General features: G+C 66.7%; 18 protein-coding genes. 14 read left to right on the top strand and 4 right to left on the bottom strand.

The window, feature by feature from the left end:
* Positions 1–10 precede the first annotated feature (10 nt).
* The 5 genes from infB to pnp all read left to right on the top strand — a co-directional run bounded on the left by infB (position 11) and on the right by pnp (position 6,514).
* The gene (gene infB / locus IHD13_RS13705) at positions 11–2,512 is read left to right on the top strand and encodes a translation initiation factor IF-2 (protein WP_195861601.1); all 2,502 of its coding nucleotides are present in this window, start codon (positions 11–13) and stop codon (positions 2,510–2,512) included.
* A 20-nt stretch (positions 2,513–2,532) separates the two neighbouring features.
* Positions 2,533–2,925, top strand: a complete 393-nt coding sequence (rbfA, locus tag IHD13_RS13700) for a 30S ribosome-binding factor RbfA (RefSeq protein ID WP_195861600.1) — start codon at positions 2,533–2,535, stop codon at positions 2,923–2,925.
* Positions 2,925–3,842, top strand: a complete 918-nt coding sequence (truB, locus tag IHD13_RS13695) for a tRNA pseudouridine(55) synthase TruB (RefSeq protein WP_195861599.1) — start codon at positions 2,925–2,927, stop codon at positions 3,840–3,842. Before rbfA ends, truB begins: the two co-directional genes overlap by 1 nt.
* Positions 3,843–3,918: 76 nt before the next feature.
* Positions 3,919–4,188, top strand: coding sequence for a 30S ribosomal protein S15 (gene rpsO / locus IHD13_RS13690; RefSeq protein ID WP_146801790.1), 270 nt, complete (start codon positions 3,919–3,921; stop codon positions 4,186–4,188).
* 202 nt (positions 4,189–4,390) lie between these two features.
* Positions 4,391–6,514 (top strand): polyribonucleotide nucleotidyltransferase, encoded by a 2,124-nt coding sequence (gene pnp / locus IHD13_RS13685; RefSeq protein ID WP_195861598.1) that lies wholly within the window; start codon positions 4,391–4,393, stop codon positions 6,512–6,514.
* 59 nt (positions 6,515–6,573) lie between these two features.
* Here pnp and IHD13_RS13680 read toward each other — a convergent pair whose 3' ends face one another.
* On the bottom strand, positions 6,574–7,116 hold the full coding sequence (locus IHD13_RS13680) for a GspH/FimT family pseudopilin (RefSeq protein WP_195861597.1): 543 nt from the start codon (positions 7,114–7,116) through the stop codon (positions 6,574–6,576).
* 106 nt (positions 7,117–7,222) lie between these two features.
* Between IHD13_RS13680 and thiO the strand changes: the two genes are divergently transcribed.
* Entirely contained in the window at positions 7,223–8,335 is a 1,113-nt protein-coding gene (gene thiO, locus IHD13_RS13675) for a glycine oxidase ThiO (protein ID WP_195861596.1), read from the top strand.
* A gap of 53 nt (positions 8,336–8,388) precedes the next feature.
* Here thiO and IHD13_RS13670 read toward each other — a convergent pair whose 3' ends face one another.
* A complete protein-coding gene (locus IHD13_RS13670; protein WP_195861595.1) occupies positions 8,389–8,652 on the bottom strand; it encodes a PP0621 family protein in 264 nt (87 codons plus the stop codon).
* Between the two features lie 99 nt (positions 8,653–8,751).
* Here IHD13_RS13670 and IHD13_RS13665 point away from each other — a divergent pair, with 99 nt between their 5' ends.
* Complete coding sequence (locus tag IHD13_RS13665) at positions 8,752–10,383, top strand: NAD+ synthase (protein WP_195861594.1); 1,632 nt, start codon at positions 8,752–8,754, stop codon at positions 10,381–10,383.
* 84 nt (positions 10,384–10,467) lie between these two features.
* On the opposite strand, the gene IHD13_RS13660 is transcribed toward IHD13_RS13665, so the two are convergent.
* Positions 10,468–11,277: an outer membrane protein assembly factor BamD gene (locus IHD13_RS13660; protein WP_195861593.1), complete on the bottom strand. Its 810-nt coding sequence runs from the start codon at positions 11,275–11,277 to the stop codon at positions 10,468–10,470.
* 124 nt (positions 11,278–11,401) lie between these two features.
* Between IHD13_RS13660 and rluD the strand changes: the two genes are divergently transcribed.
* From rluD to ilvN, 5 genes are all read left to right on the top strand, one after another.
* Positions 11,402–12,361: a 23S rRNA pseudouridine(1911/1915/1917) synthase RluD gene (gene rluD / locus IHD13_RS13655; RefSeq protein WP_195861592.1), complete on the top strand. Its 960-nt coding sequence runs from the start codon at positions 11,402–11,404 to the stop codon at positions 12,359–12,361.
* The gene (gene pgeF / locus IHD13_RS13650) at positions 12,361–13,122 is read left to right on the top strand and encodes a peptidoglycan editing factor PgeF (protein ID WP_195861591.1); all 762 of its coding nucleotides are present in this window, start codon (positions 12,361–12,363) and stop codon (positions 13,120–13,122) included. The genes rluD and pgeF overlap by 1 nt, the downstream gene beginning before the upstream one ends.
* 220 nt (positions 13,123–13,342) lie before the next feature.
* Positions 13,343–15,925 (top strand): ATP-dependent chaperone ClpB, encoded by a 2,583-nt coding sequence (clpB, locus tag IHD13_RS13645; RefSeq protein WP_195861590.1) that lies wholly within the window; start codon positions 13,343–13,345, stop codon positions 15,923–15,925.
* 456 nt (positions 15,926–16,381) lie between these two features.
* On the top strand, positions 16,382–18,106 hold the full coding sequence (locus IHD13_RS13640) for an acetolactate synthase 3 large subunit (RefSeq protein ID WP_195861589.1): 1,725 nt from the start codon (positions 16,382–16,384) through the stop codon (positions 18,104–18,106).
* Complete coding sequence (gene ilvN / locus IHD13_RS13635) at positions 18,106–18,597, top strand: acetolactate synthase small subunit (RefSeq protein ID WP_146801801.1); 492 nt, start codon at positions 18,106–18,108, stop codon at positions 18,595–18,597. Before IHD13_RS13640 ends, ilvN begins: the two co-directional genes overlap by 1 nt.
* A 95-nt stretch (positions 18,598–18,692) precedes the next feature.
* Here ilvN and ilvY read toward each other — a convergent pair whose 3' ends face one another.
* Positions 18,693–19,580: an HTH-type transcriptional activator IlvY gene (gene ilvY, locus IHD13_RS13630; protein ID WP_195861588.1), complete on the bottom strand. Its 888-nt coding sequence runs from the start codon at positions 19,578–19,580 to the stop codon at positions 18,693–18,695.
* A gap of 189 nt (positions 19,581–19,769) precedes the next feature.
* Here ilvY and ilvC point away from each other — a divergent pair, with 189 nt between their 5' ends.
* Together ilvC and pssA are read left to right on the top strand one after the other, a co-directional pair.
* Positions 19,770–20,786, top strand: coding sequence for a ketol-acid reductoisomerase (gene ilvC, locus IHD13_RS13625; RefSeq protein WP_195861587.1), 1,017 nt, complete (start codon positions 19,770–19,772; stop codon positions 20,784–20,786).
* A 158-nt stretch (positions 20,787–20,944) separates the two neighbouring features.
* A complete protein-coding gene (gene pssA, locus IHD13_RS13620; RefSeq protein WP_195861586.1) occupies positions 20,945–21,784 on the top strand; it encodes a CDP-diacylglycerol--serine O-phosphatidyltransferase in 840 nt (279 codons plus the stop codon).
* Positions 21,785–21,998: the final 214 nt, after the last annotated feature.

Here is a 21,998-nt window from a genome sequence, read left to right as displayed (position 1 = left end):
GAGGGTCGCAATGTCAGACATGACCGTTAAAGATTTTGCAGCCAAGGTGGGGCGCGATGTGCCCCGCCTGCTGGAACAGATGAAAGAAGCCGGACTGTCCCACACGTCCGAGAGCGATGCCGTTTCCGAAGAGGACAAGCGTTGCCTGCTCGATTACCTCACCAAGAGCCACGGCGGCACGGGGGCCGGTGCCCGCAACCGCATCACCCTGACGCGCAAGACCAAGAGTCGCATCAAGACCGGTGAGCGTGGCAAGACCATCGAGGTGCAGGTACGCAAGAAGCGGACCTACGTGAAGCGCGAGGAAGAGCAGCCCGCCGAGGAGCCGAAGGCCCAGGACCAGGGCCCCCGCCAGCTGGTCGGGGACATGGCCGATTCCGAGGCCAAGCGCGAGGCTCGCGAGGCGGAAGAGGCCAAGGCGCGTGCCGCCGAGCAGGCCGCCCAGGCGGCCGCCGCCAAGCTCGAGGCCGAGAAGGCCGCCGAGGTGCCGGAGATTCCGGTGCCCGAGCTGGAGACCAGCGAGCCCGCCGGTGACCAGCCCCCGGCACCGCCCAAGGAAGGCCGTACCGACCGCCGCACCGCGCCGCCCAAGAAGACCGCCGCCAAGAAGGGGCGTCACGAGCGTGACGACGATGATCGCGAAGAGCGTCGTCGCGGCGGGGCCAAGAAGGCCAAGCGTGCCGAGCGTCGCAGCACCCGCCGTGGCGGTGGTCGCGACAGCAGTGGCAAGCACGGCTTCCAGAAGCCGACCCAGCCGATCGTTCGCGAGGTCTCGATCCCCGAGTCGATCAGTGTCGCCGACCTGGCCGACAAGATGTCGATCAAGGCCAACGAGGTGATCAAGGCGATGTTCACCATGGGCGCCGCGGTGACCATCAACCAGACCATCGACCAGGACACCGCCGCCATCGTGGTGGAGGAAATGGGCCACACGCCCAAGCTGGTCAAGGACGATGCCCTGGAGACCGAGGTCCTCGCCGGCATCTCCTACGAGGGCGAGGAAATCACCCGTTCGCCGGTGGTGACCGTCATGGGTCACGTCGACCACGGCAAGACCTCGCTGCTCGACTATATCCGCAAGGCCAAGGTCGCCACCGGCGAAGCCGGCGGCATCACCCAGCACATCGGCGCCTACCATGTGGAAGGGCAGCACGGTGGGGTGACCTTCCTGGACACCCCGGGTCATGCGGCCTTTACCGCCATGCGTGCCCGCGGTGCCAAGGCCACCGACGTGGTGATCCTGGTGGTGGCCGCCGATGACGGCGTCATGCCCCAGACCATCGAGGCGATCGAGCACTCCAAGGCCGCCGAGGTGCCCATGGTGGTGGCGGTCAACAAGATGGACAAGCCGTCCGCGGACCCGGATCGGGTCAAGAACGAGCTCTCCCAGCACGGCGTCATCTCCGAGGAGTGGGGTGGCGACACCCAGTTCGTGCATGTTTCTGCCCATACCGGCGAGGGCATCGATGACCTGATCGAGGCCGTGCAGCTGGTCTCCGAGGTGCTCGAGCTCAAGGCCGTGCCGGAAGCGCCCGGCAAGGGCGTGGTGGTCGAGTCGCGTCTCGACAAGGGGCGCGGCCCGGTGGCCACCGTGCTGGTCCAGAACGGTACCCTGCGAAAGGGCGATATCGTCCTCGCCGGCCTGCACTATGGTCGCGTGCGTGCCCTGACCAACGAGCTGGGCCAGCAGGTCGAGTCCGTGGGGCCGGCCATGCCGGTGGAGATCCAGGGCCTCGACGGCACCCCGGACGCCGGTGACGACTTCATGGTCGTGGCCGACGAGAAGAAGGCCCGCGAGGTCGCCAACTTCCGTCAGGGCAAGTACCGCGAGGTGCGCCTGGCACGCCAGCAGAAGGCCAAGCTGGAGAACATGTTCAGCCAGATGGGCCAGGACGAGGTGGCCAAGGTCAATATCGTCCTCAAGGCCGACGTCCAGGGCTCCCTGGAGGCCATCAAGGGCGCGCTCGAGGAGCTCTCCACCGACGAGGTGCAGGTGGCCGTGGTCTCCTCCGGGGTCGGTGGCATCACCGGTACCGATGCCAACCTGGCGCTGGCTTCCGAGGCTATCGTGGTGGGCTTCAATGTGCGTGCCGACGCCGCCGCCCGCGAGATCATCGAGCGCGAGGGCCTGGACCTGCGCTACTACAGCGTCATCTACCACCTGATCGACGAGGTCAAGCAGGCCATGAGCGGCATGCTGGCTCCGGAGTGGAAGGAGGAGATCGTCGGTGTGGCCGAGGTCCGCGACGTCTTCCGCGCGCCCAAGATCGGTGCCGTGGCCGGCTGTATGGTGGTCGAGGGCACCGTCTATCGCAGCAAGAAGATCCGCGTGCTGCGCGATAACGTGGTGATTTACGAGGGCGAGCTCGAGTCGCTGCGCCGCTTCAAGGACGACGTCCAGGAAGTGCGCAACGGCATGGAGTGTGGCATCGGCGTGAAGAACTACAACGATGTCCAGGTCGGCGACAAGATCGAGGTCTTCGATCAGGTCAAGGTCGAGCGCTCGCTGTAACGCCCTAGGAGCAGAGTCCCATGCGCGAATTCAAGCGTACCGACCGGGTCGCCGACCAGCTGCAGAAGGAGCTGGCGGTGCTGATCCAGCGCGAGGTCAAGGATCCGCGCCTGGGCATGGTCACCGTCAGCGGCGTCAAGGTGAGCCGCGACCTCGGCTATGCCGATGTCTATATCACCCTGCTGGGCGAGAACGACGCCGAGACGATCAAGGAGAACCTGGTGATCCTGCGCCGGGCGGCGGGCTTCCTGCGCGGCCAGATCGGCCGCCGCATCAAGCTGCGCCATGTGCCGGAGCTGCGCTTCCACTACGATGAGAGCGTGGTGCGGGGACAGCGGCTCTCCTCGCTGATCGATGAGGCGGTGGCCAGCGATCGCGGCCGCCAGGAGAGCGACGACGAGGAGCCGCGCTGATGGCACGGCGTCGTCGCGGGCTGCCTATCGATGGTGTCCTGCTGCTGGACAAGCCCCAGGGCCTGTCCAGCAACCAGGCCCTGCAGCGCGCCCGGCGCCTCTATCAGGCCCAGAAGGCCGGTCATACCGGCACCCTGGACCCGATGGCCACTGGCCTGCTGCCGGTCTGTTTCGGCGAGGCCACCAAGTTCTCGTCGCAGCTGCTGGACGCGGACAAGGTCTATCGTGCTCGGCTGCGCCTGGGGGTGACCACCACCACCGGCGATGCCGAGGGCGAGGTGCTCCGGGAGCGGCCGGTGCCGGTCCTGGACGAGGCGGCCATCGAGGCGGTGCTGACGCGCTTTCGCGGCGAGATCGATCAGCTACCGCCGATGTATTCGGCCCTCAAGCACCAGGGGCGCCCGCTCTACGAGCTGGCCCGCGAGGGCAAGACGATCGAGCGTGCAGTCCGCCGCGTGACGGTTTATGATGTGCGCCTTCTCGCCCTGGCGGGCGAGGAATTCACGCTGGAAGCCAGCGTCAGCAAGGGCACCTATATCCGCACCCTGGCCGAGGATATCGGCGAGGTCCTGGGTTGCGGGGCTCATCTCACCGCCCTGCGGCGCCTGAAGACCGGGCCCTTCACGGCGGAGGGAATGCTGACCCTCGAGGCCCTGGAGGGGCTCGACGAGGCCGAGCGCCAGGCGCATCTGCTACCCATGGATGTGCTGGTGGCGCATCTGCCGTCGCTGACGGTGGGGGCCGAGGCGGTCAAGCGTCTGACCCATGGTCAGTCGGCGCGGCTCGAAGTGGGTGAACCGGCCGTGGAGAGCACGGTACGACTCTATCATGACGGGGCCTTCCTGGGCCTCGGCGTGGTGACGGGGCCACAGGAGGTGGCACCGAAGCGGTTGCTGAGTAGCGCGGCCGCATCTTAGGGAGCATCGCCGAGACTGCAAATATGCGTGGTCTCACCCATTCATTATTCAGGCATATTGCTTACTGGAGAGACAGATGGCACTGACCGCTGAACAGAAGGCCGAGATCGTCAAGGAATTCGGCCGTGGCGAGAACGACACCGGTTCCCCCGAAGTGCAGGTGGCCCTGCTGAGCGCCAACATCGATGGCCTGCAGGATCACTTCAAGAGCAACAAGCAGGATCACCACTCCCGTCGTGGCCTGATCCGCATGGTTAACCAGCGTCGTAAGCTGCTGGACTACCTGAAGCGCAAGGACTTCGAGCGCTATCAGGCACTGATTCAGCGCCTGGGTCTGCGTCGTTAATCGACGAAGCCAGGAAAGCAGAACGGGCGGCCCCTCGGGGTCGCCCGTTTTGTTTTCTGGCAGTGCGAAATGCCCGGGTGCCCTGGGCGATTCAGCGGCGGTGGCTGAGGTTGCGGTGGCCCTGGCGGGCGGCAGGCCCTAAAATGATCGCCGAGTCGAGCAGACCGCAAATGAAAACGCATTGAAAGGTAAGGACGTCACCGTGAACCCGGTAAAGAAAACATTCCAGTACGGTCGCAGCACCGTCACCCTCGAGACCGGCCGTATCGCCCGCCAGGCCACCGGCGCCGTGCAGGTCACCATGGACGATACCGTGGTGCTGTGCACCGTGGTGGGCAAGAAGGAACTCAAGCCGGGGCAGGACTTCTTCCCGCTCTCGGTCCACTATCAGGAGAAGACCTACGCCGTGGGCAAGATCCCCGGTGGCTTCTTCAAGCGTGAAGGGCGTCCCACCGAGAAGGAAACCCTGACCTCGCGGCTGATCGATCGTCCGATCCGCCCGCTCTTCCCCAAGGGCTTCATGAATGAGGTCCAGGTGATCTGTACCGTGCTCTCCACGGATCGCAACCAGGACCCGGACATCGCCGCCATGCTGGGTACTTCCGCGGCCCTGGCCATCTCCGGCCTGCCGTTCAGTGGCCCCATCGGCGCCGCCCGGGTCGGCTTCACCGAAGACAAGGGCTATTTCCTCAACCCCAGCGTCGAGGAACTCACCACCTCCGAGCTGAACATGGTGGTGGCCGGTACCGAGAAGGCGGTGCTGATGGTCGAGTCCGAGGCCAAGGAGCTGCTCGAGGACGAGATGCTGGGCGCCGTGCTCTATGGCCACCAGGAGATGCAGGTCGCCATCAAGGCCATCAACGAGCTGACGGCCGAGGCCGGCAAGCCCAAGTGGGATTGGCAGCCGCCGGCGGAGAATACCGCCCTCAAGGAGGCCATCAGCGCCGGCTTCGAGGCCAAGGTGGGCGAGGCCTATCGCATCACCGACAAGATGGCCCGTCAGGATGCCCTGGCCGCCGCCAAGGCCCAGGCCGTCGAGCAGCTGGCCGGCGAGGGCGAGGGCAAGTTCGACGCCGACGAGGTGGCCGGAGCCTTCGCCAGCCTGGAGAAGCGCGTGGTGCGTGCCCGGGTCACCAACGGCGAGCCGCGCATCGACGGCCGCGACCACAAGACCGTGCGCCCCCTGGCCATCGAGGTGGGCAGCCTGCCCAAGACCCATGGCTCCGCCATCTTTACCCGTGGCGAGACCCAGGCCATCGTCATCGCCACCCTGGGCACATTGCGCGATGCGCAGCTGATCGAGTCCCTGGAAGGCGAGCGCAAGGACCGCTTCCTGCTGCACTACAACTTCCCCCCCTACTGCGTGGGCGAAGCCGGCTTCATGGGCGGTCCGAAGCGTCGCGAGATCGGCCACGGCCGCCTGGCCCGGCGTGGCGTCCAGGCCATGCTGCCCGACGAGGACGACTTCCCCTACACCATCCGCGTGGTCTCCGAGATCACCGAGTCCAACGGCTCCAGCTCCATGGCCTCGGTGTGTGGCACCTCCCTGGCGCTGATGGATGCGGGCGTGCCCCTCAAGGCGCCGGTGGCGGGCATCGCCATGGGCCTGGTCAAGGATGGCGACAAGTTCGCCGTGCTCACCGATATCCTCGGTGACGAGGATCACCTGGGCGACATGGACTTCAAGGTGGCCGGTTCCGCCGAGGGCGTCACCGCCCTGCAGATGGACATCAAGATCGAGGGCATCAACGAGGAGATCATGGAGCTCGCCCTGCAGCAGGCCTATGACGCTCGTCTGCACATCCTCAAGCAGATGAACGCCGTGATCGACCAGAGCCGCGACGAGCTCTCCGAGAACGCCCCCTCCATGGCCACCATCAAGATCGACCCGGAGAAGATCCGCGACGTCATCGGCAAGGGTGGTGCCACCATCCGCAAGATCTGCGATGACACCGGCGCTTCCATCGACCTGGATGACGACGGTACCGTGCGCATCTATGCCGACGACAAGGCGGCGGCCAAGGCGGCCATCGATATCGTCCTGGAGATCACCGCCGAGGCGGAGATCGGCAAGCTCTACAAGGGCAAGGTGGTGCGCATCGCCGACTTCGGTGCCTTCGTCAATATCATGCCGGGTACCGACGGCCTGGTGCATATCTCCCAGATCGTCCCGGAGCGGGTCAATGACGTTCGCGACTTCCTCAACGAGGGGGACGAGGTGATCGTCAAGGTACTGGATATCGACAACCGCAACCGGGTGAAGCTCTCCATCAAGGAGATCACCGCGGAAGAGAAGGCGGCCTTCGAGGCGGAACTCGCCGAGTAAGCGACGCCTGTCGGTACCACGACGCCCCCGCCCCTGCGGGGGCGTCGTCGTTCAGGGACTCAGCAATCCGGCGTGGAGACTACCCGGACCCGCCCCAGGTTGCTGAGGATCACCTGAGCCCCGGTGCCCAGGCGGCCGCAGAGACGGAAGGTGCCGTTATGCCCCGCCGAGCGCCCCAGGGCGGTATAGCGTACCGGGCGAAGGTCCTGGCGGAAGCTGACCTGGATGCCCCGCCCCGGGGGCAGCTCCCGCAGCAGGGTCGTATCGCTGAGATCGCCCCCCGGGGCGCTGCCCAGGACGATCACCAGGGGCGCCGCCCAGTCGCTGCCGTCGCAGGCGAGGCGATCCCGGCTGGGGCAGACGGTGATGGTGGTGCGGCGAGTCACGGCGCTGTTGCGAGCCTGGGCCAGGGCGGTCTTGAGGCGCAGTACCTCGGCGCTGACCTCGTTGCGGGCGCTGAAGCGCTGGTAGTTGGGCAGGGCCCAGGTGGCCAGGAGGGCAGCGATGGCGATGGCCACCAGCAGCTCGATCAGGGTCAGCCCCTTTGCCTGGCGGGGTGGCTTGCCGGTAATGTATACAATATGTCGGATCGTGGGGCGCATCTCGCCCTCCTGGATCGCTCCTTAATCAGAGGGGGCATCAGCAAGGGGATTCATTAACCCTAGTCCGCGTCGCGATCCCGCCTGTCAGCCGGAACGGAAAACTGTCGTGAGTGATTTCGTAATCGTGGGAGGGGGCGTCATCGGCATGATGAGCGCCCTGCAATTGGCCGATGCCGGCCATGAGGTGACCCTGGTGGATCGTCATGCCTGCGGGCGTGAGTCCTCCTGGGCCGGAGGGGGGATCGTCTCGCCCCTCTATCCCTGGCGCTACAGCGCCCCCATCTCGCGGCTCTCGAGCTGGTCCGAGGGCTACTATCCGGAGCTGGCCCTGCGCCTGCTGGAGGAGACCGGCGTCGATCCCGAGTATCGCCAGAAGGGGCTCTTGTACCTGAGGGTCGACGACGAGGAGCGCGCCCTCGCCTGGACCCGGGAGGTGGGCAAGCCCCTGGAGCGAGTGGGGAGCGACTTTCTCTACGACAAGGAGCCGGCGGCGGCCCCCGGCTGCGACGACGCCCTGTGGATGCCGACCCTGGGCAGCATCCGCAACCCGCGGCTGGTGCGCGCCCTGCGCACGCGGCTCGCGGCCATGCCGCGGGTGTCCCTGCGCGAGGAGACCGAGGTGACGGGGCTGCGTCGCCAGGGCGATCGGGTCATGGCGCTGGAGACCACGGCAGGCCCTGTCGCCGGCGATCAGGTGATCGTCTGCGGCGGGGCCTGGGCCGCCGGGCTGCTGGCCGGGGTGGGGGTGTCCCTGGCGGTGCGCCCGGTACGCGGCCAGATGATCCTCTTCCGGGCGCCGCCGGGGCTGGTCAAGCGGGTGGTGCTGATGGATGGGCGCTACGTGATTCCCCGCGCCGATGGCCGGGTGCTGGCCGGCTCGACCCTGGAGGAAGTGGGCTTCGACAAGGACACCACCGAGGCGGCCAGGGCCTCGCTATGGGAGAGCGCCACCGCCATCGTGCCGGCGCTCGCCCAGTGCGAGGTGGAGCACCACTGGGCGGGGCTACGTCCCGGCTCCCCGGATGGGGTGCCCTTTATCGGCGCCGTGCCCGGCTTCCGTAACCTGCACGTCAACGCGGGACACTACCGCAACGGCCTGGTGCTGGCGCCGGCCTCGACCCGCCTGCTGGTGGATGGCCTGCTGGGTCGGGAGCCGATCCTCGACCCGGCGCCCTATGCGATGGGGTCAGACCCCGGCGGAGCCGAGTCTGCGCGTTAGGAGCCCCCTGACAGGCTTCGTGACTTGGCTGGGGTCTGACCCCGTAGCGGCAGTTACTCGCTTTTCTGCTCTTCCAGGTATTTGTCGCGATGGGCGCTGGAGCAGAACCAGTCGCCCCGTTCGCGCAGGGCATCGGTCTCCGGCAGATGCACCTGACAGTAGCGGCAGCGCACCATCTGCCCTTCGCTGGCGGCGTTGTCGTCGGCTTCCAGGAGCTCTTCCCGGTCGAGCTTCCACTCCCGGTACATGCGGTAGAGCTTGAGGCCGGCGAAGAAGAGCAGGGCGAAGATAATCAGGCGTATCAGCAAGAGGTTCATCCTAGGGTGGCTCCCTGGTCGGGCGGCTTGGCTTTGCTACCTGAGCGGCCATGCGGGACAATGTGGGTTACCCGAGAGTTTCGAGAGATTTCCGCGACCATGCAAGACCTGACGCTGGTGATGGCCCAACTCGACCCCCTGGTCGGTGATATTCCCGGCAATACCGAGCGCGCCATCGAGGCGGTGCGGGAAGCCCGGATCGAGCATGGGGCCGATATCGTGGTGCTGCCGGAGCTGTGCCTGACCGGTTATCCGCCGGAGGACCTGCTGCTGCGCCCCTCCCTGGAGACGCGGCTGCGCGAGGCGCGGTCGCGGATGGCCGAGAAGGTGGCCGCCGGGGTACTGGTGATCGTCGGCTACCCGGGCATCCGCGAGGGCAAGCGCTACAACCTGGCCGGCCTGCTCTACAACGGCGAGTGGCTCGACGAGTATGCCAAGCAGAGCCTGCCCAACTATCAGGTCTTCGACGAGCAGCGTTACTTCGAGGCGGGCCGGGAGCCCCTGGTGATCGACCACCAGGGCGTGCGCCTGGGCATCCTGATCTGCGAGGACCTGTGGGCCGAGAGCCCGGTGCTCCAGGCCCGGGATGCCGGCGCCGATATCCTGATCAGCCTCAACGCCTCGCCCTTCCACCATGACAAGCCCGCCGAGCGCCTGGCGCTGCTCAAGGCGCGGGCCGCCGAGGCGCGTCGCCCCCTGGTCTACGCCAACATGATCGGCGGCCAGGACGAGCTGGTCTTCGATGGCGGCTCCGCCTGCGTCGATGCCGAGGGCGAGTTGCGGGTCCAGGCCCCCCACTGGGAGGTGGGCCTGATGCCGGTGCAGTTCATCAATATCGATGGCCTCTGGGTGCCCCAGGCAGGCGAGTGCGTGTCGGTACCCGACCCGGAGGAGAACCTCTACTGTGCCCTGGTCACCGGGCTGCGCGACTACGTCAACAAGAGTGGCTTCCAGGGCGTGGTGCTGGGGCTCTCCGGCGGCATCGATTCGGCGCTGTCCCTGGCCATCGCCGTCGATGCCCTGGGCCCGGAGCGGGTCCAGGCGGTGATGATGCCCTACCACTACACCGCCGAGATCTCCCAGGAGGATGCCGCCGAGCAGGCGAGGCTGCTGGGGGTGCACTACGAGGTGCTGCCCATCGCCCCCATGGTGGAGGCCTTTACCACCACCCTGGCGGAGAGCTTCGCCGGTACCGAGCGGGACACCACCGAGGAGAACCTGCAGTCGCGCACCCGGGGCGTGCTGCTGATGGCGATCTCCAACAAGAAGGGGCTGATGGTACTGACCACCGGCAACAAGAGCGAGATGGCGGTGGGTTATGCCACCCTCTACGGCGACATGGTGGGGGGTTACAACGCCCTCAAGGACGTCTACAAGACCTGGGTCTATCGCCTGGCCCGCTGGCGCAATGCCCAGGAGCCGGCGATCCCCGAGCGGGTCATCGAGCGCCCGCCCTCGGCGGAACTGGCGCCGGACCAACAGGACAGCGACTCCCTGCCCGACTACGACACCCTGGATGCCATCCTGGTGCGCTATATCGAGGGGGACATGAGTGCCGAGGCGATCATCGCCGCCGGCTTCGGCCGGGACGATGTCTATCGGGTGGTGAGCCTGGTGGATCGCTGCGAGTACAAGCGGCGCCAGGCCCCGGTGGGGGTGCGGGTGACGCCCCGAGGCTTCGGCCGCGACCGCCGCTATCCCATCGTCAATGGCTGGCAGCCCGGCGACTAGGCCGGCGAGGCGGGAAGCCAAGGCCCCAACGCAAGACGCCACCCCTCGGGGTGGCGTCTTGCTTGCCGGGTGGCGTGGGTCGGCTCAGGCCGAGATTGCCGGAGCGCCCACGTGCCTGGGCTGGAAGGCACGGCCCCGCAGTTGTTCGTGGTCGGGGGCGTTGTCGATCAGGGTGCGCAGCACCTCCCTGGCCCGGTCGTTCATCTCCAGGCCCAGGTAGCCTTCCACCATCACCGCCAGGGCATCCCGGGTGGCCGGGGTCTCCGGGTAGTTCTCGACCACCCAGCGGCCGCGCTCCACGGCGGCCAGGTAGGCGCCGCGGCGCAGGTAGAAGTCGGCCACATGCAGCTCATGCTGGGCCAGCAGGTTGCGCAGGTAGACGATGCGCTGGCGAGCGTCGGGGGCGTATTCGCTCTCCGGGTAGCGGTCCACCAGGGCGCGGAAGTCGGTGTAGGCATCGCGGCTGGCGCCCAGGTCACGCTTGGAGATATCGATCAGGCGCAGCCGCTCGAGGCTGAAGCGCCCCGCTTGCCAGGAGGCCAGGCCGCGCATGTAGAGGGCGTAGTCGGCCTGGGGGTGGCTGGGGTGCAGGCGAATGAAACGGTTCGCCGCGGCCCGGGTCGCCTCCCAGTTACGGGTCTGGTAGTAGGCGTAGATCAGGTCGAGCTGGGTCTGCTCGGCGTAGTCGCCGAAGGGGAAGCGGGTATCCAGCGCCTCCAGCTCCTCCACCGCCGTGGTGTAGCGATTGCCGTCCAGGGAGCCGCGTGCCTGCTCGTAGAGCTTGCGCTCCTCGAGCTCGGGGACGCTCTCGGTGGTCGTGGAGGCACAGCCGGCGAGCAGCAGGGCGGCCAGGGCGAAGGCACCGAGCCGGGTGCCGCTGGTAGAAACGCGCATTATCATCCTCGCATCAAACAACCCGGGGGCCGTGGTAGAATCGCCCCACTATAAAGCACCCACTATAAAACACCCAGGCCCTGGCGGGAAAACCCGGGTGTCAGCGGAGGCCAACGCCAGACCCATGCCCGAGATTCTCAATCGTGAAGCCCGTGTGCTCGACGCCCAGGCCGGCCAGCGCCTGGATCAGGCCGCGGCGGAGCTGTTCGGCGACTTCTCCCGGGAGCGCCTCAAGCAGTGGATCCTGCAGGGGGCCCTGACCCTGGATGGCGCCCCGGCGCGACCCAAGGCCAAGGTCTACGGCGGCGAGACCCTGCGCCTGGCGGCCGAGCTGGAGGAGCAGACCGCCCAGCACCGGGCTCAGGCCATCGACCTGACGATCGTCCACGAGGACGAGGCGGTGCTGGTGATCGACAAGCCCGCCGACCTGGTGGTGCATCCGGCGGCGGGCAACCCCGACGGCACCCTGCTCAATGCCCTGCTGCACCACTGTCCGAGCCTCTCCCAGGTGCCCCGGGCCGGCATCGTGCACCGCCTCGACAAGGACACCACCGGCCTGATGGTGGTGGCCAAGACCCTGAGCGCCCAGGCGGCCCTGGTGGAGCAGCTTCAGGCGCGGACGGTCTCCCGGGAGTATGACGCCGTGGTCGCCGGGGTGATGACCGCCGGCGGCAAGGTGGACGCGCCCATCGGCCGTCACCCCAAGGATCGCAAGCGCCAGGCGGTGGTCGCCGGCGGCAAGCCGGCGGTCACCCACTATCGAGTGGTGGAGCGCTTCCGCGGCCACACCCATGTGCGCTGTCGCCTGGAGACCGGGCGCACCCACCAGATCCGCGTGCACCTGGCGCACCTGCGTTTTCCCCTGGTGGGCGACCCGGTCTATGGCGGGCGCCTCAAGCTGCCGCCGGGGGCCGCGGATGAGCTCAAGGAGCTGCTGCGGCTCTTCCCCCGCCAGGCCCTGCATGCCCGCAAGCTGGCCTTCGTGCATCCCGTCAGCGGGGAGGAGGTGACCTTTCGGGCGCCCCTGCCCGACGATATGCTGGCGCTGCTCGACTACCTGCGTGACGACAGCGAGGGGGTGTGATGAACGACGCCTACGACGAGGCCCTGCAGCCGACCCTGCTGCTGCCGGACTGGCCGGCGCCCAGCACCGTGGGGGCCTTCGTGACCACCCGCGAGACCGGCCCCAGCCAGGGCCCTTTCGCGGCCTTCAACACCGCCCGCCATGTGGGTGACGAGCCCGCCATGGTGGAGCGCTGCCGGGAGCTGTTGCGCGCCGAGCTGGACGACGACCGCCCCCTGCTATGGCTCGACCAGGTGCATGGCGCCAAGGTGCAACTGGGTTATGTGGCGGACATTCCCCAGGCGGATGCCGCCGTGGCCCTGGACCAGCGCTATGCCTGCGTGGTGCAGACCGCCGATTGCCTGCCGGTGTTCTTCTGTGATCGCCGTGGCACCCGGGTGGGGTTGGCCCACGCCGGCTGGCGCGGTCTGGCCGGCGGGGTGCTGGAGGCCACGGTGGCGTCCCTGCGCTGTGAGCCGGAGGAGCTGATGGTGTGGCTGGGGCCGGCGATCTCCAAGGCGCAGTTCGAGGTGGGGCCCGAGGTCTTCGAGGCCTTCGTCGCCTTCCAGCCCGAGGCCGCCGACGCCTTCGAGCCCAGCCCCTACCGCCTGGGGCACTATATGGCGGATATCTACCGCCTGGCGCGGCTGCGCCTGGAGCGCCTGGGCATCGGCCAGATCAGCGGTGGCCACTTCTGCACCGCCTGCGAGCCGCGCTTCTACTCCCACCGCCGCGACGACGGCCAGACCGGGCGCATGGCCAGCGTGATCTGGCTACGCTAGCCCGGCTGCGCCGGCAGCGGGAAGAAACATCGCCCCCATGGCCTTGCCATGGGGGCGATCAGCATGATGCCGCCTCCCGCTTGATCTATATCAACCCGCCGGGGTTATTCCCCCCGCGCCTCTTGAAAGCCGCCTAGCCTACCTCCATTGATTAGGTCAAGACATGATCAAGGGTCAGGCGGTGCGTCCGAACGTATCGCTACCCCGAAGGAGGAGAGCGATGCGCTTCGAGAAATTCACCAGCAAGCTGCAGAACGCCATTGCCGAGGCCCAGTCCCTGGCGGTGGGGCATGGCCATAACCAGATCGACCCCGGTCACCTGCTGATGGCGCTGCTGGAGACCCAGGACACCGGCATCAAGGCGCTGGTCCAGAAGGCCGGTGGTGACGCGACCAGGCTGCGCGGTGACCTCAAGCAGTACCTGGAAGACCTGCCCCGGGTCGGCCAGTTCGATGGCGAGGTACAGCCCTCCCGGGACCTGGTGCGGCTCTTCAACCTGGTCGACCGGGAGGCCCAGAAGCGCGGCGATCAATTCATCGCCAGCGAACTGGTGCTGCTGGCCGCCCTGGAGATGAACCATGCGGTGAGCAAGCTGCTGGCCCGGGCCGGCCTCGAGGCCAAGGCCCTGAGCGCGGCCATCGACAGCCTGCGCGGCGGCGAGCGGGTCAGCGACGCCAACGCCGAGGAGAGCCGCGAGGCGCTGGAGAAGTACACCCTGGACCTCACCGAGCGGGCGGCCAGCGGCAAGCTCGATCCGGTGATCGGTCGCGACGACGAGATTCGCCGCACCATCCAGGTGCTGCAGCGGCGCACCAAGAACAACCCGGTGCTGATCGGCGAGCCCGGCGTCGGCAAGACCGCCATCGTCGAGGGGCTGGCCAGCCGCATCGTCAACGGCGAGGTGCCGGAGGGGCTCAAGGACAAGCGCGTGCTCTCCCTGGACATGGGCTCGCTGCTGGCCGGGGCCAAGTTCCGCGGCGAGTTCGAGGAGCGCCTCAAGGCGGTGCTCAAGGAGCTCTCCCAGGAAGAGGGCCGGGTGATCCTGTTTATCGACGAGCTGCACACCATGGTCGGCGCCGGCAAGGCCGAGGGCGCCATGGACGCCGGCAACATGCTCAAGCCGGCGCTGGCCCGCGGCGAGCTGCACTGCGTGGGCGCCACCACCCTGGACGAGTATCGCCAGTACATCGAGAAGGACGCGGCCCTGGAGCGGCGCTTCCAGAAGGTGCTGGTGGACGAGCCCAGCGAGGAGGACACCATCGCCATCCTGCGCGGCCTCAAGGAGCGCTACGAGGTGCACCACGGGGTGGATATCACCGACGGCGCCATCATCGCCGCGGCCAAGCTCTCCAGCCGCTACATCACCGACCGTCAGCTGCCCGACAAGGCGATCGACCTGGTCGATGAGGCCTCCTCGCGGATTCGCATGGAACTCGACTCCAAGCCCGAGGAGATGGATCGCCTGGATCGCCGCCTGATCCAGCTGAAGATGGAGCGCGAGCACCTCAAGAAGGAGACCGACGAGGCCTCCAAGAAGCGCCTCGAGACCCTGGAGGAGCAGATCGAGGCGCTGGCCCGGGAGTACGCCGACCTGGAGGAGATCTGGAAGGCCGAGAAGGCCAGCATCCAGGGCGCGGCCCAGTTCAAGGACGAGCTCGATCGGGCCCGGGTGGAGCTGGAGCAGGCCCGTCGCCAGGGCGACCTGGGGCGCATGTCGGAGCTGCAGTACGGGGTGATTCCGGCGCTCGAGCGCAAGATCCAGGAGGCCGGCGAGGGCGAGGCGGATACCGCCAAGCACCAGCTGCTGCGCTCCAACGTCACCGAGGAGGAGATCGCCGAGGTGGTCTCCCGCTGGACCGGCATCCCGGTGGCCAAGATGCTCGAGGGCGAGCGCGACAAGCTGCTGCGCATGGAGGAGGCCCTCCACGAGCGGGTGATCGGCCAGGACGAGGCGGTCAAGGCGGTGGCCAATGCGGTGCGCCGCTCCCGGGCCGGGCTCGCCGACCCCAACCGCCCCAATGGCTCCTTCCTGTTCCTCGGTCCCACCGGGGTGGGCAAGACCGAGCTCTGCAAGTCGCTGGCCAATTTCCTCTTCGATACCGAGGAGGCGATGGTGCGCATCGACATGTCGGAGTTCATGGAGAAGCACTCGGTGGCGCGGCTGATCGGTGCGCCTCCCGGCTACGTGGGCTACGAGGAGGGCGGCTACCTGACCGAGGCGGTGCGTCGCAAGCCCTACTCGGTGCTCTTGCTCGACGAGGTGGAGAAGGCGCACCCGGACGTCTTCAATATCCTCCTGCAGGTGCTCGAGGATGGTCGCCTGACCGACGGCCAGGGGCGCACCGTGGACTTCCGCAACACCGTGATCGTGATGACCTCCAACATGGGCTCGGATGTCATCCAGCGCCTGGGCGGCGACGATAGCCACTACGAGGAGATGAAGAGCGCGGTGATGGAGGTGGTGGGCAATCACTTCCGCCCGGAGCTGATCAACCGCATCGACGAGGTGGTGGTCTTCCACGCCCTCGGCCAGGAGCAGATCCAGGCCATCGCCGGCATCCAGCTCGATCGCCTGCGGGCGCGGCTGGCCGAACACGACCTGGCCCTGGAGGTCAGCGACGAGGCCCTGGCCCAGCTCGCCGTGGTGGGCTTCGATCCGGTATTCGGGGCGCGGCCGCTCAAGCGCGCCATCCAGAGCCGTATCGAGAATCCCCTGGCCCAGGACCTGCTGGCGGGCCATTACCTGCCCGGCGACACCATCCATGTGGAGGCCGAGGAGGGCCATCTGGTGTTCCACAAGTAACCGTCGAGCCTCCCAGCGGGCATCGCGGGCCCACCCCTCGGGGTGGGCCCGCGCGCTTCTGGGGACGCTCGTGGCGAGAATTCTTGCCGAATCGGCCTGTTTGGGCTACTCGAGCGCCCCTGGCGGTTGACAGCCTCGCGATGCTATTGGAATCTTGACGGTTCCTGATCGCGGGCGCGGACTCCGCTGGGCAACCCCCAGATACCGCGTGAAGGGTAGGCCGCAGGGCCTCTACCCGCCGAAGGACTTCCGGGCTTGGGCTATCCGCCTGGCCTGGCCAATGCCCCGACGCGGCGAACCGCCGCGATGAGAGTGCAGGCCCTAACCGGGCCCCATCAGCCAGGGTTTGGCATCAGGTGCCGGCACGGGCCGGCAGCGGCGTACCGCCGCACTCGAACTCCACCACCGCCTGATGCGGTGGGGACTCGCACTCGAGACCTCCAGGGGAGAAACACAGTGGAACTGCTTTCCGGCGCCGATATGATCGCCCGCTTCCTTCAGGATGAGGGCGTCGAATACATTTATGGCTATCCGGGCGGGGCGGCGTTGCATATCTATGACGCTCTCTTCCGCCAGGACAAGGTCAAGCACATCCTGGTGCGGCACGAACAGGCCGCCACCCATGCCGCCGACGGTTATGCCCGGGCCTCCGGCAAGCCCGGCGTGGTACTGGTCACCTCGGGCCCCGGCGCCACCAATGCCGTGACCGGTATCGCCACCGCCTACATGGACTCCATTCCCATGGTGGTGATCTGTGGCCAGGTCATGAGTCACCTGATCGGCGACGATGCCTTCCAGGAGACCGATATCATCGGGGTGACCCGCCCCATCGTGAAGCACAGCTTCTCGGTCAAGCACCCCAGCGAGATTCCCGAGGTGCTGAAGAAGGCCTTCTACCTGGCGGCGACCGGCCGCCCCGGCCCGGTGGTGGTGGACGTGCCCAAGGACATGACCTCGCCCACCGAGCGCTACGAGTACGTCTATCCGAAGAAGGTCAAGCTGCGCTCCTACAACCCGGTGACCCGCGGCCATACCGGCCAGATCAAGAAGGCCGTGGAGCTGATGCTCAAGGCCAAGCGCCCGGTCTTCTACACCGGCGGCGGCGTGGTCAGCGGTGGCGCCAGCGAGGCCCTCACCGACCTGGTGCGGCGCCTGGGCTACCCCATCACCACCACCCTGATGGGCATCGGCGCCTACCCCCAGGGCGATCGCCAGTGTCTGGGCTGGCTGGGCATGCACGGCTCCTACGAGTCGAACATGGCCATGCATCATGCCGACCTGATCATCGCCATCGGCGCGCGCTTCGATGACCGGGTGACCAACAACACCTCCAAGTTCTGCCCCACCGCCAAGATCATCCATGTGGATATCGACCCCAGCTCGGTCTCCAAGACGGTGCGCGCCGACGTGCCCATCGTCGGCCCGGCGGGCAGCGTGATCAACGAGATGATCAGCCTGGTGCAGGGCAAGGAGATCGGCCACCCCGAGGCCCTCTCCGAGTGGTGGCAGAAGATCGATGGCTGGCGCGAGGAGCGGGTCGGCAAGCTCTACGAGCCCTCGGCGCCCGGCGAGAAGATCAAGCCCCAGGAAGTGATCGAGGCGATGTGCCGGGTCACCCGCGGCGAGGCCTTCGTCACCACCGACGTGGGTCAGCACCAGATGTTCGCGGCCCAGTACTACAAGTTCGACAAGCCCAATCGCTTCATCACCTCCGGGGGGCTGGGCACCATGGGCTTCGGCTTCCCGGCGGCCATGGGCATCAAGCAGAACTTCCCCGAGGATCAGGTGATCTGCGTCACCGGCGAGGGCAGCTTCCAGATGATGATGCAGGAGCTCTCCACCTGTAAGCAGTACGGGGTGGGGGTGAAGATCGTCAACCTGAACAACGCCTCCCTGGGGATGGTGCGTCAGTGGCAGGACCTCAACTACAAGTCTCGCCACGCCCACTCCTACATGGAGTCGCTGCCCGACTTCCAGAAGCTGATCGAGGCCTATGGTTTCACGGCGCTGCGGGTGGAGACCCTGGACGAGCTCGAGCCGGCGCTGGAACGCACCTTCGCCGACAAGCACGAGCTGGTGTTCCTCGATGTCCAGGTGGACCCCCGTGAACACGTCTATCCGATGCAGGTGCCCCTCGGCTCCATGCGCGACATGCTGCTTTCGAAGACGGAGCGAACCTGATGCGCCATATCATCTCGATCCTGATGGAAAACGAACCCGGCGCCCTGTCTCGCGTGGTGGGGCTCTTCGCCCAGCGTAACTACAATATCGAGACGCTGAACGTGGCGCCCACCGAGGACCCCTCCCTGTCGCGGCTGACCGTGACCACCGTGGGGGACGATCGGGTGATCGAGCAGATCACCAAGCACCTCAACAAGCTGATCGATGTGGTCAAGTTGGTGGATCTCACCGAGGGCAACCATATCGAGCGCGAGCTGATGCTGGTCAAGGTCAAGGCCCTGGGGGCCGCCCGCGATGAGGTGAAGCGCACCGCGGATATCTTCCGCGCCCAGATCGTCGACGTGACCGCCAGCCTCTACACCGTGCAGATCACCGGCGATGCCGGCAAGCTGGACGCCTTCCTGCAGGCCATGGCGCCCATCGGCATCCTCGAGGTGGCGCGCACCGGGGTGTCGGGAATCGCCCGCGGCGACAAGGTCCTCTCCCTGTAAGCCTGGCTGTCGTCGGCTCGCAAGCGCCGCCCCTCGGGGCGGCGCTTGCGTTTAGGCTTTGCCTGAACAGTCGGCGAGCGCAGCCAGTGTTCGGGCTAGCGGGCGGCGACTTGCTGCCAGAGCGCCTTGAGCAGGGGGCTCTTCAGGCGGCGGTGCAGCACGCACAGGCCCACGTCGTAGTGGGGCAGCTCCGGCTTGACCGCGAGCGGTCGCACCCGTGCCCGCAACGGGCTGTTGTCCAGCACGATCTGCGGCACCACGCCGATGCCGAAGCCCAGCCCCACCATGCTGACGATCGCCTCGTGGCCGGCCACCTGGGCATAGATGCGCGGGGTGATGCCCAGCGCCTTGAACCAGGTATCGGCGTACTCCCGGGAGAGCCCCGATTCGGAGAGGATCATCGGTACCTCGGCCCAGGCTCGGGCCGAGGGCTCCTCGGGGTGGGCCGGCAGCCACTCCGGGGTGTCCCGGGGGGCGATGAACACCAGCGGCGAGCGGGTCAGCGACTTGAAGGCCAGGGCCTCGGGAGGCGTGCGCGGGCGGGGGGTGATGGCCATGTCCTCCTCGCCGGCCAGTACCCGGTTCATGGCCTCCGCCGGGTCACCGGTATGCAGCTTGAGCTCGATGCGCGGGTGGTGGCGGCGGAACTCGCTGAGCAGCTCGTAGAGGAAGCTGTAGCTGGCGGTCACCGAGCAGTAGACGCTGATCTCTCCCTGCAGGGCCTGGCTCTGCTCCATCAGCTCGTGGCGCACCAGCTCCCACTGCTCCAGGGCCTCCTTGGCATAGGCCTGGAAGCGCAGCCCCTGGGGGGTCAGGGCCACATGGCGGTTGTCGCGCTCGAAGAGCGCCACGCCCAGGCTCTCTTCGAGCTGGCGGATGGTGCGGCTCAGGGTCGAGGGGCTGACATGGCAGGCGTCGCTGGCGCGACCGAAGTGCAGGGCCTCGGCCAGGGCCAGGAACTGCTTGAGGGAGCGCATATCCATGGTGTGTTTCACATTTCGGTTCGTTGTATTGCAAATATAGCGTTTTACGCAACGCAATGCGCGGCGTAGAGTCGACTCATCGATCGGGCACGAGACCCGACGCCGAAACCCAGCGCCGCGTTAGACGGCGCGGGTGGCCATCGACGCTGACACCGAAACCACCACGGTCAACGACTCCAGGAGTGCACCATGCGCGTTTATTACGATAAAGATTGCGATCTCTCGCTGATCCAGGCCAAGAAGGTCGCCATCGTCGGTTACGGTTCCCAGGGCCATGCCCACGCCAACAACCTGAAAGAGTCCGGCGTCGACGTCACCGTGGCCCTGCGCGCGGGTTCCTCCTCCGCCGCCAAGGCCGAGGCCGCCGGCCTCAAGGTCGCCAGCGTGGAAGAGGCCAGTCAGGCCGCCGACGTGGTCATGCTGCTGGCGCCGGACGAGAACCAGAAGGCGATCTACGAGACCCAGATCGAGCCGAACCTGAAGCAGGGTGCCACCCTGGCCTTCGCCCACGGCTTCAACATCCACTACAACCAGATCGAGCCGCGCAAGGACCTGGACGTGATCATGATCGCGCCCAAGGCCCCGGGTCACACCGTGCGCTCCGAGTTCGTCAAGGGCGGTGGTATCCCCGATCTGATCGCCATCCACCAGGACGCCTCCGGCTCCGCCAAGGAGCTGGCGCTCTCCTACGCCGCCGGCGTCGGTGGTGGTCGTAGCGGTATCATCGAGACCACCTTCAAGGACGAGACCGAGACCGATCTGTTCGGCGAGCAGGCGGTGCTGTGCGGCGGTGCCGTGGAACTGGTCAAGGCCGGCTTCGAGACCCTCACCGAGGCGGGTTATGCCCCGGAAATGGCCTACTTCGAGTGCCTGCACGAGCTCAAGCTGATCGTCGACCTGATGTACGAGGGTGGCATCGCCAACATGAACTACTCCATCTCCAACAACGCGGAGTATGGCGAGTACGTGACCGGCCCCGAGGTGATCAACGACGAATCCCGTGCCGCCATGCGCAATGCCCTGAAGCGTATCCAGACCGGCGAGTACGCCAAGATGTTCATCAACGAGGGGGATACCAACTACCCCTCCATGACCGCGCGTCGTCGCCTGAATGCCGAGCACCCCATCGAGCAGGTGGGTGCCAAGCTGCGCGCCATGATGCCGTGGATCGCCGCCAATCAGCTGGTGGACAAGTCCAAGAACTAAGCGTTTTGCCGTCCGGTTCTGGAATGCGAGGGCGCGGCCATGGCCGCGCCCTCGTCGTCTCTGCCGACGACAGCGTGTCGTATGATCCCTGGCGGTGTGTAGAATAGGGGCAGCCCCAGTCATCTGGTGGCTGCCCTTTCCGGTAATGGACGAGAACTATGAGTCAGGATTCCAGCAACACCGATCAGCGACGCGATGATTATGCCGAGGAAGATATCGCCTCGGCCTTCCTGCGCGAGACGGAAGTCGTCGAAGAGGCGGTGGAGGATGGAAAGAAGGTGCGTCGTCGTGGCATCTACCTGTTGCCCAACCTGTTTACCACCTCGGCACTCTTCTCGGGCTTCTTCGCCGTAGTGGCGGGGATCAATGGTGACTTCACCGCGGCCGCGGTGGCGATCTTTATCGCCATGGTGCTGGATGGCCTGGACGGTCGCGTGGCGCGGATGACCAATACGCAGAGCGCCTTCGGCGCCGAATATGACAGCCTCTCGGATATGCTCTCCTTCGGGGTGGCGCCGGCCCTGGTGGCCTTTACCTGGATTCTCCAGGATATCGGCAAGACAGGCTGGGTCGTGGCCTTTCTCTATGTGGCCTGCGCCGCCCTGCGCCTGGCGCGCTTCAATGTGCAGATCGGCAGCGTCGACAAGAAGTGGTTTATCGGCCTGCCCAGCCCCTCGGCGGCGGCCCTGGTGGCGGCCAGCGTCTGGACCTTCCACAGCTTCGATGCCGATGCCTTCGGCTTCAAGCTGTTGATGCTGCTCGTCGTGGGGGCCGCTGGCGTGCTGATGGTTAGCAATATTCGCTACTACAGTTTCAAGGACATCGACTTCAAGGGGCCGGTGCCCTTCGTGGTGTTGCTGGCCATCGTGCTGGCCTTCGTGGTGATTTCCGTGCAACCCTCGGTCATGTTGCTGTTGCTGTTCGGTGCCTATGTACTCTCGGGGCCAGTGCTGGCGGTAATGCGCAAGCTGAAGGGCCCCGCCCTACCGGTCGGCTGATCCCTTCCGTCCCTGCTGGTGACGCCCGCTTCCGAGCGGGCGTTGTCGTCTCCGGCCCATGGATTCATCCACAGGCGGTCGGCCTTTCCCGGCTGTGGGTAACTTTCTGGAAAATAGGGCTTGCAGGGGCCGCGGTAAATCCGTAAAGTACGCATCCGCTGCCAGCGACGGCCATCGTCACCGGCGGCAATGAGTGGCAAAAGTGCTTGTTTCT

The sequence above is a fragment of the Halomonas sp. 328 genome (genome assembly GCF_015645095.1).
Classification (GTDB): Bacteria; Pseudomonadota; Gammaproteobacteria; order Pseudomonadales; family Halomonadaceae; genus Bisbaumannia.
This window is presented reverse-complemented; position numbering and strand designations above follow the sequence as displayed.